Origin of the sequence: Bradyrhizobium sp. HKCCYLRH3099 (assembly GCF_051167855.1) — a bacterium.
In the GTDB taxonomy this organism is placed as follows: Bacteria; Pseudomonadota; Alphaproteobacteria; order Rhizobiales; family Xanthobacteraceae; genus Bradyrhizobium.
In genome coordinates, this window is sequence record NZ_JBNPTW010000006.1 from 92,020 (window position 1) to 107,489 (window position 15,470).

Consider the following 15,470-nt stretch of genomic DNA (forward strand, 5'->3'; position numbering starts at 1 on the left):
TGTCGCCTTGCGGATACGGATGGCGTCATACGCCGCGCCTTTGTTGTGCTACAAGATGGCAATTCCAACCTACTCGTCGCGGTGCAAGTGATTCGCCTGACCGAAATCAAGTTACCGCTGGATCATCCGGCTGAAGCAATCAAGAAGGCGGCCGCCGCTCGGTTGCGCATACCGGTGGAGCATCTGCTCTCGTGCGCGATATTCCGGCGCGCCCATGACGCACGTAAAAAGTCCGACATCGCGCTGGTCTATTCGCTCGATGTCGAGGTGAGGGACGAAGCGGCCGTGCTGAAGCGCTTCGCAAAGGACAAGGATGTTGTTCCCGCTCCAGATATGACTTACCGGTTTGTCGCTCGCGCGCCCGAAAGCCTGCGCGTGCGGCCGCTCGTGATCGGTGCCGGGCCTTGTGGACTGTTCGCGGCGCTTGTGCTTGCCCAGATGGGCTTTCGGCCGCTCATTCTGGAGCGCGGCAAAGTGGTGCGGGAGCGCACCAAGGACACTTGGGCGCTATGGCGCCGCTCTGTGCTTGATCCAGAATCGAACGTGCAATACGGCGAGGGTGGCGCGGGAACGTTTTCCGATGGCAAGCTCTACAGCCAGGTCAAGGATCCGCGCCACCTCGGCCGCAAGGTGCTGACCGAGTTTGTCAAGGCGGACGCGCCATCTGAAATTCTCACCGAAGCTCACCCCCATATCGGGACTTTCCGCCTCGTGAAGATGGTGGAGAACATGCGGGCCACGATCGAAGGGCTTGGTGGAGAATACCGTTTCAAGAGCCGCGTTGCGGATTTCGATATCGAGACGTCCAGCAACGGTGAGCGGCGCATCCGTGGCGTCATACTGTCCGACGGTGAGCGCATCGCAGCAAGCCATGTCGTGCTCGCGATCGGCCACTCGTCGCGCGATACTTTCCAGGTTCTGGCGGATCGCGGGGTCCACGTGGAGGCGAAGCCGTTCTCAATCGGCTTCCGGATCGAGCATCCGCAATCTGTTATCGATGCGGCGCGGTTCGGCGCTCGCGCGGGGCATCCTGTTCTGGGCGCCGCGGATTACAAGCTTGTCCATCATGCCTCCAATGATCGCGCCGTTTACAGTTTCTGTATGTGTCCGGGCGGCACAGTGGTCGCAGCAACGTCCGAGCCTGGACGCGTGGTCACCAATGGCATGAGCCAGTATTCACGCGCCGAGCGCAACGCCAACGCGGGTATCGTGGTCGGGATTACCCCGCGCGATTTTCCGGGCGGGGCGCTGGCGGGGGTCGATTTCCAACGGCGCTGGGAGTCGGCGGCGTTTGTTGCGGGGGGCGGCACTTACGCGGCGCCGGGGCAGCGTGTCGGCGACTTCCTTGCCGGCGTACCTTCAACGTCGCTCGGCAGCGTTATCCCGTCCTACAAGCCAGGCGTCACACCGACTGACCTTTCTGCGTGCTTGCCCGACTATGCGATCGCGGCGATCCGCGAGGCGCTCGTTGTGTTCGGCCGCAGGATCCGCGGTTTCGATATGGGGGATGCGGTTCTTACCGGCGTGGAGACACGCACGTCTTCCCCCATTCGCATCACGCGCGACGACACGTTCCAGAGCCTCAACACCAAAGGGCTGTTTCCCGCCGGCGAGGGCGCTGGCTATGCCGGCGGAATTCTCTCCGCCGGCATCGACGGCATCAAGATCGCGGAAGCGGTGGCGAAGAGCATAGTCGTCGACTGACCTCCGGGAGAGCCGGTCCGAGGACTGGTTATCGGTATCTGCTATTGATTCATGTCAGACAATTCCGCCAGGCGACCACAATGCATGCCGCATCGCTATTTTTCAGGCCGTAGGCCTTGGCTCGGTCTGGCATATCCGCGTCGGTTCCGCGCATGACCGGCCAGGCCGGCCATTGGTGCATTGCGGAAGTCAGGTCGCCCTTTTGGCTTGACGCGGGTTGTATGTAGTTGCCGATTTTCGGACGGAACTGGTCGTTTCCCAGTGGTTGAGAAAAGAGCACGTTTGGTGCAACGAGAGTACCGTCGCCTGATGATCGATGCCGGACAAGTTCGCCGCCAATACATCTTCGCCTTGGCTGGGCCGGTGATCGGCTGGATTGTTCTGTGCGCCGTGCTCGGAAAGCCAGCGTTGCTCATCATCGGTACATTGGTCGGATGGCCCTTCATCTATCTATTTGGGCTTCCCCTTGGGGGCCTCGTCTATTGCATTGATCGCGAGTTGATAGATCGGTCAATGCCGCTCTGGTCGAGGAGCCTCGGATGTCTGCTCTCGGGTGGCATTCTCTCATTCGTTCTGATTGAATTCGTTCCACTCCCGCTCAGTCTTGATCACCCGGGTGCTTTGCTCGCGAGTTTACCCGGAGCCATTGCGGGAGTTGTCTGTGCCGCTTGGGGAGACAACTGAAGCTGCAAGGTCAGCGAAGTCCGCCTCTGCCATCGAAACCGACTAGCGCCATCCTTCAGGAAATCGTTCTCGCCTTCAAAACGTACAGGTGAGAACCGGCCGCTGTGATCGATAAATGACTATCCTGAAGTCAGCATTGCAAGGAGTGGTCTGAAGATGGCCGTGACAAGAATTGTCGCTAATCTCTCCGCCCGTGACCCCACGGCGTTGGCAACATTCTATCAGCAGGTGTTCGAGCTCGATCTCCCCCTCGACATGGGTTGGATCACTTTTCTAGGCAAAGGCACAAGCCAGAAGATCGAGCTGCACACTGCGTCCGAGGGCGGCGCTGGCACAGAGCTACCTGTTATTTCCATTGGAGTCACCGATCTCGCCGCGACCGAGCGCGCGGTTCGAGCAGCCGGTGCGGAAGTGGTTTATGGTCCCGTTACGGAAAGCTGGGGACTTCGTCGGTTCTTCTTTCGTGATCCGGCGGGCAACCTCGTGAACGTCGTCGATAGCTGAAGGTCACCGGAACTCTTCTCCGAGTTTCGCCGGACGTTCCAGTCGGCGCCTGGGACGCTTGCAGTTGGAGTGCGACCGGACGTAGGGTGCTGGCCGACCAGACGGCGGCTTTTGACCCAAACCGGACTCGAACCAGCCCCTTTACGATGTAGGAAGGCTTTCGTCACCCGCGCGCTGGCTGATCTTGACGACGTGGACGAGACCGGTAAACCTGCATAAGCTGTTTTCCGACTTCGCGTTTGCCGAGGATTTCAGCCGTCACACGAGACTCCATTCCATGATCGATCCAAGCGCTTTCGTCGCCTCATGGCATTCGAGCAGCTTCGCACGGCACGGATTGGAGCCGTGGCAGATCACCACCCAGGCCTCCGAGCTCATTCGCTCAATGATATGCGGTCTCGGTGCCGGCTACGCATTCGAAGGCGATAAGGCGATCCATGAATCCTCGACGATCGAGCCCGGTGCGATCATCAAGGGCCCCGCAATCATCGGTCCCGGATCGTTCGTGGCGGCAAGCGCATATCTGCGCGGCGGCATATTCCTCGGAGAGGAATGCATTGTCGGGCCGGCATGCGAGCTCAAGACGACCATCATGTTTTGCGCCTCCAAGGTGGCGCATCTAAGTTTTGTCGGCGATTCCATCATCGGCGCCGGCGTCAACATCGAGGCGGGCGCCATCGTTGCGAATTATCGTAACGAGATGGACGACAAGCGCATCAGGATCGTCTGGCAGGGAAGCGTTATCGACACCGGTGTCGACAAGTTCGGCGCGCTGATTGGAGATAACGCCCGCATTGGCGCGAACGCCGTCATTGCTCCGGGGGCTTTGATCAAACCCGGCTTTCGCCTGACGAGGCTAGGCAAGGTCGATCAGCACCCAAATCTGCTTGCCTGAGTCGGGACCATGGCGACCTGCCTATCGAACAGGCGAGCAAGTAATGGCTGGCGATCAATCTCAGAACCGCAAGACCGCTCGGGACTGAGGCTCCGTCCGCCGCCCGCGCCGCCGAGTGTTCGCTGTTGGTGATAGATCGGAACTGGCTTGGTTGAATCGCAACTTCCGAAATTGGCCCATCTCGGAGCTTCCGACCGGCAAAGGCGACGTCGGCTCGCAGGACACAACCGGAAGTGACCTGCGGCGAAAGCGATAGACGGCTTGTGGCTTAGAGCGCTCGTCGTCGGGCAGCGAACCCGAAAGCCCCACAGCTCCGGACAAATCCGCCTTCACTCTGGCGGATATATACTGACTTTTGTCAAGATCGGCGGTTGCTGCAAACCGGCAGGTTGGTAGAGACGGCTTCTCGTCTCGCTGAAAGGCAACTGGATATGAAGCTGCTCAATTGGGGAGGGCTTACGGTCATTGCATGCAGCGCATTTGTGGCGTGGACGGCGATCAGGGTGCTCAACGCGCCGTCAACCGAAGAGGCAATGCAGCGCTCTCTCACTGCATTGAACAGGCCGGAACTTGCCATCGTGTATTCACTCCACCGCGATGCATGCTCGATCGACAAGATCAGCCCTTGGAGATGGAGGGCGGAATGCGTGGGCGTGCCGCAGCATTTTTACCGAGACACCATACATTGTGAGTCACGCATATCGGAATTGCCAAAATGCCGTCCGGCGGCCGCAACAGAGGATGAGGACTGCAGGTCGTTCTTTTGGGACATTGACCTCGATGCTAAACCTATCGATTCCATCACTCATAGAAGCAGTCACTACGCATCTTTGAGTTCGGAATGTAACCCTAAGGGCACCTTCGCCTCCGAACGGGAGGAGATGGCTCGCCGCGGCATTCGCCCGGTCAGAGTGGAAATCAACGGTGGCATGATGAGGAGGCTCGACGAGCCCTGATTCCGATGGGGCGCGCTCGATATCCCCCTGGTCGCGGAGCACAGCATGTCCGCTCTTCGGTGCTGTACTCTTGAGCGATCTAAGTCAATTCTTGCTCGCGAGGGGTCATGAGCTTTCGGCCAGGCTGATGTGATCCCGTCTGCACGACGGGCAACTTCCGCATGTCACCCCTGCGCTAACTGCCCGTCGAGCCAGTTTGTCGCGGACTCATCCCTTGTGTCGTCGGGCAAATCAGCTGCACATTTCCGCGCATCCCGGCTCGCTGAAGAGGGACGTTTCGCGATCGTCATGAAGCGTCGAGCCGGAGATGCGATGGGCGCATTGGTCCGCAGCGTGAACCTGGTTTGCGCCGACGAACGGAGCGATGCGACGGCGAAATGGTGTGGTCCTAGTCTCCCGACGCTGAGACCAAGCCGGTGGTGATGATGATCCGCTGGCGACGGGGGCAAGACAGCCGGTCCCCGGGGAGAGCGCCTATAACCCGCAAAACCGTCGCGCAGGGAAGGCCGGATATTGGGCTGAACCTGTGGTTCTGCCGCGTGCTTATTTGCTGCACGCGGACCGCGGGTATCGGTCGATACCCGGTCTTCCCTGCGCCTCTTCTTCAACGAAGAGGTCGACTGATGCAAAACTCGGGCGCGACGCGCCGCGGGATCGCGATCTCACATGTGTTGTTCGATAAGTGGAAAGACGCCCGTGCCCGCCGCGCTAGCGACCGGCATCATGCGCGTTGATGACGGCGACGAAGGCGTCGCCATAGCGCGCGAGCTTGACGGTGCCGGCGCCCGGAATCGCCGCGAGCTCGGCCGTGGTGCGCGGATGGCGCGCGGCCATCTCGGCCAGGGTCTTGTCGTGGAAGATGACGTAGGGCGGCACGTTCTGTTCTCTCGCAAGCTCCATGCGCTTGGTGCGCAGCTTGTCGAACAACTCGCGGTCGATGTCGGGGAACGCCGCCGCGGTCTCGCGCTCCCTGGCCTTGCGGTCGCGCCGGGTCTTCTTCAGCACGCGCAGGCTGAGCTGCGGCTTGTCGCGCAGGAACTGGCGGCCCTCGGGCGAGATCGACAGGCCGCCATGGCCGGCGATGTCGACGCTGATCAGCCCGTGCGCGACGAGCTGGCGGACGATCGAGCGCCAGGCGTTGCGGTCGTGCTCGGTGCCGATGCCGAAGGTCGAGAGCTTGTCATGGCCGAGCCGCTCGATGCGCTCGTCGCGCTCGCCGAGCAGCACCGCGATCACATGCATCTGGCCGAAGCGCTCGCCGGTGCGGTGAATGCAGGACAGCAGCTTCTGCGCGGCGATGGTGCCGTCGAAGGTCTGCGGCGGGTCGAGGCAGATGTCGCAATTGCCACACGGCTCGCAATCGTCGCCGAAATAGCGCAGCAGCACCTGGCGGCGGCACTGGCAGGTCTCGGCGAAGCCGAGCAGGGCGTCGAGCTTGCGGCGCTCGGTGCGCTTGCGCGCATCGGGCGCGTCGGATTCGTCGATGAAGCGGCGGCGCAGCGCGATGTCCTCGGCGCCGTACAGCATCAGGGTCTCCGACGGCAGCCCGTCACGCCCGGCGCGACCGGTCTCTTGATAATAGGCCTCGATGCTGGAGGGCAGGTCGGCATGGACGACGAAGCGCACGTCGGGCTTGTCGATGCCCATGCCGAAGGCGATGGTCGCGACCATGATCAGGCCCTGTTCGAGCTGAAAGCGGCGCTGGTTCTTCTCGCGCGCCTTCATCTCCATGCCGGCGTGATAGGGCAGCGCCGGGAAGCCGTGCTCGCTGAGCGAAGCCGCGACCTCCTCGGTCTTGCGCTTCGACAGGCAATAGACGATGCCGCTCTCGCCTTCGCGCGATTTCAGGAAGGCCAGCATCTGCTGCATGCTGTTGACCTTCTCCGCCGCGCCGTAGCGGATGTTCGGGCGGTCGAAGCCGGCGATGAAGCTGTTGTGCTCGCCGATGTGGAGATGCTCGACGATCTCGGCCCGCGTCGGCGCATCCGCCGTCGCCGTGAGCGCCATGCGCGGGATCTTCGGGAACAGCTCGGCGAGGCAGTCGAGGGCGCGGTATTCCGGCCGGAAGTCGTGGCCCCATTGCGAGACGCAATGCGCCTCGTCGATCGCGATCAGCGACAGCTGCGCGGATTTGAGGCGGTCGATGTTCTCCGGCTTCAGCAGCGTCTCCGGCGCCATGTAGAGCAGATCGAGCTCGCCGCGGTCGATGTCCTGCCACAGCAGGTCCTTCTCCGCGCCCCACAGCCGCGAATTGAGCGCGGCCGCCTTGATGCCAGCCTGGCGCAGCGCCGTGACCTGGTCCTCCATCAGCGCAATCAAGGGCGAGATCACAAGGCCGAGGCCGGGACGCGCCAGCGCCGGGATCTGGTAGCACAGCGACTTGCCCCCGCCGGTCGGCATCAGCACGAAGGCGTTGTGGCCGGCGATCACGTGGTCGACGATGTCGCGCTGCCGCCCGCGAAAACTGTCATAGCCGAACACGGTCTTGAGGATCGAGAGCGGATCGGCAGTCATGACAACGCACTTCTTCGGCGGACGATGGGACTGGATAAGTCCCGTTGCAGCCCGCCGCCGTCAAGCGAAAGCTGCCCGCGGCCGTTGATTTCGGCGGGAAACAGCCGCGCGTTGGACAAGCGGACGAATTGTGGCAGAATCGGCGTGCATCGCATTATGCTCCTATCTCGATACGAGCATGGGCTCGGGGTGGGCTGACATGACCAACCGGATCATCACGCTGGCCACGCTGAAAGGTGGCAGCGGCAAGAGCACGGTCGCGACCTGTCTCGCGGTGCATTGGCACCTCAGCGGGCGCAGGGTCGTCCTCGTCGACGCCGATCCGCAGCGCTCGGTGGTGCGGATCGCCCAGCGGCAGCGCGGATTGGCGGGCTTGCGGATCGTGGAAGACGCCACGGAAGGCGTCTGGCGCACCGCCAAGGAGCTCGCCAAATCGGCGCTGGTCATCATCGACACGCCGGGGTTCCGCACGCCGTCGACGCTCGGCGCGCTCGCCGCCGCCGATCTCGTGATCGTGCCGGTGAAGCCGTCGCCGCTGGATGTCGACGCCATGCTCGACACGCTGGCGATCCTGGTCAACGGCATCAAGGGCTGGCGGCCGCTGTTCCGCTGCCTGCTGACCCAGACCACGCGCGAGTCGGTCATCGCCAAGCACATCCGCGCGGAGATCATGAAGGCGGGCTTCCCGCTGCTCGACAGCGAGATGCAGAACCGCGTCGCCTATCCGGAAGCCGCGCTGTATGGCGCGACGCCCGATCTCGTCGACGAAGGCGGCCGCGCCGCGCAGGACATCGCCGCGATCGCGAACGAGATCGATCGCCTGTTGCTGCATGAGGCCGCGGCATGAGCCGCAAGCTGCCGAAGGCGGTCGGCCGGACGATGGGAGAGATGCGCGGCACGGGTGCGCCCGGCGCCGGCGATGCCAAGATCGGTGACAAGATCGAGGACGGCAAGGCCGCAAAGGACAAGGCTGCGTCGCGTGAGGCGGAGTCCGATCCGGTCGATGAGGTGGTCGCGCCGGCGCTGGCGCCCGCGTCGATGGCCGCCGTGCCGCCGCATCGCGACCGCGCGCAGCTGATCGTGGAGCGCTACGCTGCCTACGCGGCCGCCGGCGGACTGATCCCGATCCCGTTCGCGGGACCCGTGGGCGTCGGGCTGATCGTGCTCCACATGCTGAAGAAGCTCGCCGAAGAGTATGGCGTGCCGTTCCAATACGACCAGGCCCGGCCGATCGTGGCCAGCCTGATGGCCGCGGCCACGCCGGTGGTCGCTGGAGGGCTGACCACGGCGGCGCTCAGCCGCGTGGTGCCCGGCGCCAACCTCTACGGCGTCGCGGTGTTCTCATTGACGGCGATGACGACCACGCGCGTGCTTGGCGGCATCTTTCTCGATCATTTCGAGCAGGGCGGCAGCCTTGTCGATCTCGCCGCGTGAACGTTATGCGCTCCGGTCGAGCGCGCGCGACCAGTCGGCGATGAGGTCGGCGGCCTCTTCGAGGCCGGTCGAGATGCGGACCCAGAACTCGTCGGCCGGCTGCCGCGCGAACAGCCGCGGCGGCGGCTCGAGGATCGGCAGGACCAGGCTCTCGGCGCCGCCCCAACCGAAGCCGAGCCGGCTGAGCGCGAGGCGGTTGATCGCCGCGATCACGTCGTCGCGGGCCTCAGTCGTGAACGCGACGGTCAACAGCCCGGCGGCGCTTCTGCAGTCGCGGCGCCACAGCTCGTGGCCGGGCGCGCCCGGCAGCGCCGGGCACAGCACGCGCCGCACGTCGGCGCGGCCCGAAAACCAGCGGCCGAGCTCGATCGTGGTTCGCAGCTGCCGCTCGCCGCGCAGCGGCAGGCTGCGCAGCCCGCGCAGCGCGAGATACGATTCCAACGCGCCGGGCACGTGGCCGAGCTGCACCGCGATATCCTTCAGCCGCGCGGCATGGCGATGCGACGTGACGAGCGCGCCGAGCATCAGGTCGGCATGGCCCGCCGCCTGCTTGCCGAGCGACACCACGACGACATCGACGCCATGGTCGAACGGCCGGAAGGCGCCGAACGCGCCCCAGCTGTTGTCGAGGATGGTGACGACGCCCCGCGCCCGCGCCGCAGCCGCGATGGCCGGGACGTCCTGCATCTCCAGCGACAGCGAGCCCGGCGACTCCATGTAGACCGCGCAGCTGTCCGGGCGGAGCAGCCGGGCGATATCGGCCCCGATCGCCGGATCGTAGAATTCGATCTCGACGCCGAGGCCGCGCAGCACGGTCTCGCAGAACCGGCGGGTGCTGGAGGCGACGGTGTCGACGACCAGGAGATGCTGGCCGGACCGGGCAAAGGCGAGCAGGGCGGTCGTGACCGCAGCGCTGCCGCTGGAAACCAGGATGGCGCGCTCGCCGAGCTCGAGCTGGGCCACCGCCGTTTCGATCCGGCTGACCGCGGGCGTGCCCATGCCGCCATAGAAGAACACGTCGAACGGATTGGCCTCGGCCTCATGCAGGCTCTCGACATTGTCGAAGAACACCGTCGAGGCGGGCTGGATGGCGGGCTGCGGCGTCTGCCGTTCGCTGGTTGCCTGCACGACGCGGGTGGTCAGATGGAGCGGCGTTTCGCAGGGCCGGTCCGGAGCGCCCGCCGCAATTCGCGACAGGCTCAGTCTGATAGCGTTGTTGTCAGTCACGGCCGGTGCCCTCCGGAGCGAGCATGTCGATCAGCGCGTCGAGTTCGTCTTCCGACAGACCGTCGAGCGCATCTTCGGACGGTGGCGGCATGTCAGCAGCGGCAGGAGGTTCGGCCAGCGACGCGTCGGCTCGCAGCGCTTCCAGATGCGACGCGATCAGCCGCGGGGTGGGATGATCGAATATCACGGTGGCCGGCAGACGGATGCCCGTTCGGGCTTGCAGGCGGTTGCGCAGGTCGAGGCCGCTCAACGAATCCAGACCGAGCTCCGCCAGGCGACGGTCGGGATCGATGCCGTCGCCGGAGCCACGTCCGAGCGATCTTGCGAGATCGGCCAACACTCCCGCGAGCAGCGTCTCGTCCGAATGGCCGGGCTCCTCAACAGCATCGATCCGGGCCTGCCGCCGTTCGCGGCCGCGCAGCTCGTCGAACTCCGGCGCCGTTCCGCGCCGCTCCAGGAAGCGGTCGAGATCGAGCGGCACGACGCCGACTTGCGTGGGATTGGCCTTGAGGATTCGAAACAGCGCGTCGAGTCCTTGCGCCGTCCGGATCGCGCCGATGCCGAGGCGCTGCAGATTGGCTTGGTGGTCCAGACCCGCCACGACACCCGTCTCGGACCAGGCGCCCCAGTTGATGCTGATCGCTGCGAGTCCGCGCGCGCGCCGATGTGCAGCGAGTGCGTCGAGCCAGGCATTGGCCGCGGCATGGCTGGCCTGTCCCGCCGAGCCGAGCAGCGATGCGGCCGACGAGAACAGCACGAAACAGGCGAGATCGGTCTGTGCAAACAGACGATGCAGCACCAGCGCGCCCGTCACCTTCGGATCGAACGCGCGGGCCAGCCGCTCCGCGGACTGCTCGCTCAGCAAGGCATCGTCGAGCACGCCGGCGGCATGAAAGACGCTGCGGATGGGCACGTCGCGGGGCAGAGTGGAGAGTGCGGTGCGCATGTCCGCTTCGTTGGCGACATCAGCGGACAGCACGTGGATCTCCACGCCCGCGGCACTCCATTGCGCGAGACGCTTGCTGATGGTTTCGTCGGGCCCACGCCGCCCGACCAGCGCGAGCTTGCGCGCGCCCTTTGCGACCAGCGCCTCGGCAAGCGCCAATCCAAGACCGCCATAGCCGCCGGTGATCAGCTGGATGCCGTCGAGGGCGAGAGCAGGCGGCGGATCGTCGGCCCGCTCCGGCGCGGCCGGTGCGATCCGTGCCACCAGACGGCGGCCGTTGCGGACAGCCTGCAGCGTTTCAGCCTCGCTGCTCTCGAGCACCGCGAGGAGATCGGCAGTAGTCGTGCCGGCGTCGATATCGATCAGGCGGGCGGAGAGATTTGGTAGCTCGAGTGCGGCCACTTTCATCAGGCCCGGCAGAGCCGATGCGGCGAGGCCGTCGACGGGATCGCCCGGCGTCGTGGCGATTGCGCCTTGCGTCAGGATGCTCACGCGCGCCGGCGAGGACAGCGATGCTGCGACCTGCAGTGTCGCGAGGCCGCGAGCGGTGGTGTTGAGAACCGCCGTGCGCATCGCCTCGACGGCGACGCCGGTTGTGCCGGCCGCATCCAATGCCGTGCAATCGACGATGTGAAGGCGGCCCTTCGCTGCGTTTACGCGGCGGGAAAGCTCGGATCGGCGCGTCAGGCTGCACGGCGCACCGGTGTCAGACAGCAACTGCGCCAGCCGCGCGGCCTCTCCGCCCTCATCGGCGATGAGCAGCCATTCACTGTCGATGTTGCGGCCAGCACGCGCGAGGATGGCAGTCTGGCCGAACGGCTCTGCGCCAAGCAGCGGCGAGATTTCGCCGAAGCCGTGCCGCGCGAGCATTCGCGTCCAGCCGGGGATGTCGAGCAGGGCGTGCCCCGTCTTGCGCCGATCATCGTCGAAGCGCCACCAGCCCTCTGTCATGCCGAAGGTCAGATCGAGCCAGCGTTGCGGCGTCACCGCCTCGACCAGCACCAGCAATCCGCCGGGCGCCAGCATCTGACGCGTATGTGTGAGCGTGGCCGCGAGGTCACGCGTCGCATGCAGGACGTTGGCGGCGATGACGATATCGAAGCTTCCCTGGGTCACGCCCTGGCTGGCCGGATCGGCCTCAATGTCGAGCCGCTGTGTCTCGATGCGGTCGCCGAAGCGCTCGCGCGCGTTGGTGAGAAATGTTGTGCCGACGTCAGTGAAGACGTAGCGCGTCGTGTCACCCGGCAGGGCGTCGAGCACGGCGGCCGTGGTCGCGCCTGTGCCAGCGCCGATCTCGATCGCGTGGATCGGGCCGGGGCCGGCTCGCTCCACCCAGTCCGTCAGCGCCTGCTTCACCAGCGTGTTCAAGCAACGTGTTGGCAACGGCTCCGAATACAGTTCGGCGAGCAGGTGCGGATCGCCGGCGGGCGAGAGCAGTTCGAGCGGATTGAGCTCGCCGGTGAGCACCTCGGGCAGCCGAGGGCCGCAGCGCGACAACAGGCGCCACTCGGCGGCGATCGAATGGTCGCGCAGATCGGCGGGTGGAACCGGCGGCAGTGGCCGCTCGAGCCGGTCGGCATAGCCGGTCGATGTCGCGGTCACGAGGCCGGCTTGCGCCAGCATCGAGAGCATGCGCGCGAACAGGGCACGCTGGTGCTGCGCAATGCCGAAACGCGACGCGATCGTCTCGAGGGAGCCGTCGTGTGCGAGATGACGGCGCCAGCCGAGGGCTTGAAGCGCATGGGCCGCGTAACACAGGCTGACGTCATCGAGCACGCGCTGGCCTTCGCGATAGGCGGCATAGGGCTGCGCCGTGGAGAGCCGCGCGCCTTCTTCTCCGGTCCTTGCCGCGAGTTCGCGAATGCCGGGCCGATGCAGCCGTCGTTCGCGCCACTGCTCGGCGATGAACCAGGCATCGGGCGCGGCATCGGCGGACGTGAGCCAGTCGGGCAACATCGCACGCGCTTCGAAGCCTTCGATCACGAGCAGCGTGGCGCCGCCGTCCGACAGCAGGCGCAGATCCGCCGTCACGCTCTCGGCGTCGCGGTGCGTCAGTCGCATGTGCCACCAGCCGCTCGCCAACTCCGGACGTTCAGTCCAGCGCACGCTGGCGCAGCGCACCGGCACGATCGGCGCGCGATAAGCGTCGCCGAGCGCCGCGAGCAGCAGTTGGAAGCCGGCATCGATCAGCCCGGGATGCAGCGGTCCGGCTTCGTCTGCGATGACGCCTTCGGGCGGCGCGCAGTGCGCCAGGGCCTCGTCAGGACCGCGCCAGACCTGCTGCAGCCACCGGAAGCGAGGACCAAGCGCGATCCCGAACCGTCGTGCGTGTTCATAAAGCGCGGTGACGTCGACGACCTCACGACACGAGCCGCGGAGCGCCGCGAGCGCGCTCGTCGGCAGCGCTGTCTCCGGTCGATCGAGTTCGGCAGTCAGGCAGCGGCGCCATGTGGACGAGCCCATGGCGCGGCTCATCAGTGTCAGCTGACCGCGATCCTGGTCGCCGTCGTGGATGGCGATCTCGCCTTCTACTTCGGCGCCGCGCCCGAGCGTGAGCGGCTGCGGCAACCTGACATCGCGCAGGCCACCGGCCTCGCAGCGTGCGGCCGCATCGCAGGCCACCGCGATCCAGACGGCGCCGGCGACGACGAGCGTGCCCTGCACCTCGTGATCGGCGAGCAGCGGCTGCAGCGGCGCACCGAGCCGGAACTGAAACAGCGTCGCACCGAGCGCCGCCGAGCGCATAAGCGCGCCGAACAGAGAACGCGGCGTGCCGCTTGCGAGATCGAACCAATAGCGCTGTCGCTGGAACGCCGTCGTCGCGACCTCACGCTTGCGCCAGGTCTTCGCAGGCCAGAGCAGCGTCCAATCGACGGGGCGGCCGGCAAGATACGCGGCAGCGGCGGCGCGACGGTCGCTGGTCTGCTCGGGATCGCCGCTCGCATGCCGCACGACGGCAGATCTGAGCTCCGGAGCGGCTTCATCCCGCGCGAACGCGCGCAGACGCGACGCAAATTCGCGTGGCGTGGCAGCCGTCACCGCGAGGCGATGCGCGAATGCACCGCGGCAGGTCGCGGCTGTCGCACAATAGTTGCTGAGTTCGCCCGCTGGCAGCGCCTCGATCAGATCGGCGTGACGGTCCGCCTGAGCGCGCAACGCCGCGGCAGATTTGGCGGAGATCACCAGCAGCTCTTCGTTGCGCGGCGCGCTCGCTTCCGGCGCATCAGCCGGCGGGGGCGTCTCGATGATAAGATGCGCATTGGTGCCGGAGAAGCCGAACGCGCTGACGGCGGCGACGCGCCGGCCGGCCGGCAGCGGTGCCGGCTCGCGCGGAACGGCGAGCTGATAATGGTGCCAATCGATGTTCGGGTTGGGCACCTCGAAATGCAGATGCGGTGGCACCACGCCATGCTGCAGACTGAGCAGGGTCTTGATCAGGCCGGCGACGCCAGCTGCGGCTTCGAGGTGTCCGAAGTTGGTTTTCAGCGAGCCGACCAGCAACGGGGTGGCGCGTTCGGTGGCATAGACGCGGCCGATGGCGCGCAGCTCGATCGGATCGCCGAGCGGCGTGCCGGTGCCGTGCGCCTCGACATAGGCGACATCGGAGGCGGCGAGGCCGGCGCGGCCGAGCGCCTCGCGCATGACGGCTTCCTGCGCCGCGCCGCTCGGCACGGTCAGGCCGCCGCTGGCGCCGTCCTGATTGACGGCGCTGCCCCTGATGATCCCGAGGATGGTGTCGCCGTCGGCTTCGGCGTCGGCAAGACGCTTCAGCACCACGACGCCGCAGCCCTCGCCGCGCACATAGCCGTCGGCACCGGCATCGAATGTGCGGCAGCGGCCGCGCGGCGACAGCATCTGCGCCTTGGAGAAGGCGATGCTCGGGATCGGACTGAGGATCAGTCCGACGCCGCCCGCCAGAGCGAGGTTGCACTCGTTCTGCTGCAGGCTGCGGCAGGCCTGGTGGATCGCGACCAGCGACGAGGAGCACGCGGTATCGATGGTCATGCTCGGACCGGTGAGGCCGAGCACGTAGGACAATCTACCGGCGGCGACGCTGAGCACCGTGCCGCTGACATGATAAGGACCGACGCGATCGCGGTCCTCGGCCTGCAGTGTCGCGTAGTCGAACGTGCCGAGGCCCATGAACACGCCCGCCGGGCTGCCATAGAGCACGGTCGGATCCTGGTTGGCGCGCTCCAGCGCCTCCCAGCTGACTTCGAGCAGCATGCGCTGCTGCGGATCCATCGCATGGGCTTCGCGCGGCGCGATGTTGAAGAAGTCGGCATCGAAGCGATCGATGCCGTCGCAGAACGCGCCGTGGCGCGCGGTCATGTGCCCCGGCGCGGCGGGATCCGGGTCGACGAGACGATCATTGTCCCAGCGATCCCGAGGCGTCTCGGCTACGGCGTCGTGCCCGCGCGCGAGACTGTCCCACAATTGCGCTGGCGTCTCGGCGCCGGGCAGGCGGCAGGCCATGCCGACGATCGCGACCGGCGCCGGTGTCTTGAGCCGCGCGATCTCCGCCTCCAGGCGGCGGATCGTCAGCAGCGCCTGCTTGATCAAGGACGGGTCTTTGGGCTCGGGAGTGCTCATGGCGCTTGCTGTG

At 65.8% G+C, this 15,470-nt stretch carries 10 protein-coding genes; 7 read left to right on the forward strand and 3 right to left on the reverse strand.

The annotated features are described in order from the left end of the window. Positions 1-87: 87 nt before the first annotated feature. The 5 genes from ACQR1Y_RS14745 to ACQR1Y_RS14765 all read left to right on the forward strand — a co-directional run bounded on the left by ACQR1Y_RS14745 (position 88) and on the right by ACQR1Y_RS14765 (position 4,743). Positions 88-1,704 carry an NAD(P)/FAD-dependent oxidoreductase gene (locus ACQR1Y_RS14745; protein WP_434857343.1) on the forward strand — a complete coding sequence of 539 codons (1,617 nt, stop codon included), beginning with the start codon at positions 88-90 and terminating at the stop codon, positions 1,702-1,704. 309 nt (positions 1,705-2,013) lie between these two features. Continuing rightward, the gene (locus ACQR1Y_RS14750) at positions 2,014-2,388 is read left to right on the forward strand and encodes a hypothetical protein (RefSeq protein WP_434875700.1); all 375 of its coding nucleotides are present in this window, start codon (positions 2,014-2,016) and stop codon (positions 2,386-2,388) included. A gap of 156 nt (positions 2,389-2,544) precedes the next feature. After that, positions 2,545-2,892 (forward strand): VOC family protein, encoded by a 348-nt coding sequence (locus tag ACQR1Y_RS14755; RefSeq protein WP_434875701.1) that lies wholly within the window; start codon positions 2,545-2,547, stop codon positions 2,890-2,892. Between the two features lie 277 nt (positions 2,893-3,169). After that, positions 3,170-3,787, forward strand: a complete 618-nt coding sequence (locus ACQR1Y_RS14760; protein WP_434857340.1) for an LpxA family transferase — start codon at positions 3,170-3,172, stop codon at positions 3,785-3,787. Positions 3,788-4,218: 431 nt separating this feature from the next. Beyond that, on the forward strand, positions 4,219-4,743 hold the full coding sequence (locus ACQR1Y_RS14765) for a hypothetical protein (protein WP_434857339.1): 525 nt from the start codon (positions 4,219-4,221) through the stop codon (positions 4,741-4,743). 708 nt (positions 4,744-5,451) lie between these two features. Here ACQR1Y_RS14765 and recQ read toward each other — a convergent pair. Then, entirely contained in the window at positions 5,452-7,257 is a 1,806-nt protein-coding gene (recQ, locus tag ACQR1Y_RS14770; protein ID WP_434875702.1) for a DNA helicase RecQ, read from the reverse strand. Positions 7,258-7,456: 199 nt separating this feature from the next. On the opposite strand from recQ, the gene ACQR1Y_RS14775 reads away from it, so the two are divergent. Further along, entirely contained in the window at positions 7,457-8,104 is a 648-nt protein-coding gene (locus ACQR1Y_RS14775; RefSeq protein ID WP_434875703.1) for an AAA family ATPase, read from the forward strand. Continuing rightward, on the forward strand, positions 8,101-8,691 hold the full coding sequence (locus ACQR1Y_RS14780) for a DUF697 domain-containing protein (RefSeq protein ID WP_434875704.1): 591 nt from the start codon (positions 8,101-8,103) through the stop codon (positions 8,689-8,691). The genes ACQR1Y_RS14775 and ACQR1Y_RS14780 overlap by 4 nt, the downstream gene beginning before the upstream one ends. A gap of 3 nt (positions 8,692-8,694) precedes the next feature. On the opposite strand, the gene ACQR1Y_RS14785 is transcribed toward ACQR1Y_RS14780, so the two are convergent. Together ACQR1Y_RS14785 and ACQR1Y_RS14790 are read right to left on the reverse strand one after the other, a co-directional pair. Further along, entirely contained in the window at positions 8,695-9,918 is a 1,224-nt protein-coding gene (locus ACQR1Y_RS14785) for a trans-sulfuration enzyme family protein (RefSeq protein ID WP_434875705.1), read from the reverse strand. Further along, on the reverse strand, positions 9,911-15,457 hold the full coding sequence (locus ACQR1Y_RS14790) for a type I polyketide synthase (RefSeq protein WP_434875706.1): 5,547 nt from the start codon (positions 15,455-15,457) through the stop codon (positions 9,911-9,913). Before ACQR1Y_RS14790 ends, ACQR1Y_RS14785 begins: the two co-directional genes overlap by 8 nt. Positions 15,458-15,470 lie beyond the last annotated feature (13 nt).

Bases quoted from the DNA above. Each gene is read 5' to 3' on its own strand.
- ACQR1Y_RS14750 (WP_434875700.1), top strand. From the start codon at position 2,014: ATGATCGATGCCGGACAAGTTCGCCGCCAATACATCTTCGCCTTGGCT.
- ACQR1Y_RS14755 (WP_434875701.1), top strand. From the start codon at position 2,545: ATGGCCGTGACAAGAATTGTCGCTAATCTCTCCGCCCGTGACCCCACG.
- ACQR1Y_RS14760 (WP_434857340.1), top strand. From the start codon at position 3,170: ATGATCGATCCAAGCGCTTTCGTCGCCTCATGGCATTCGAGCAGCTTC.
- ACQR1Y_RS14765 (WP_434857339.1), top strand. From the start codon at position 4,219: ATGAAGCTGCTCAATTGGGGAGGGCTTACGGTCATTGCATGCAGCGCA.
- recQ (WP_434875702.1), bottom strand. From the start codon at position 7,257: ATGACTGCCGATCCGCTCTCGATCCTCAAGACCGTGTTCGGCTATGAC.
- ACQR1Y_RS14775 (WP_434875703.1), top strand. From the start codon at position 7,457: ATGACCAACCGGATCATCACGCTGGCCACGCTGAAAGGTGGCAGCGGC.
- ACQR1Y_RS14780 (WP_434875704.1), top strand. From the start codon at position 8,101: ATGAGCCGCAAGCTGCCGAAGGCGGTCGGCCGGACGATGGGAGAGATG.
- ACQR1Y_RS14790 (WP_434875706.1), bottom strand. From the start codon at position 15,457: ATGAGCACTCCCGAGCCCAAAGACCCGTCCTTGATCAAGCAGGCGCTG.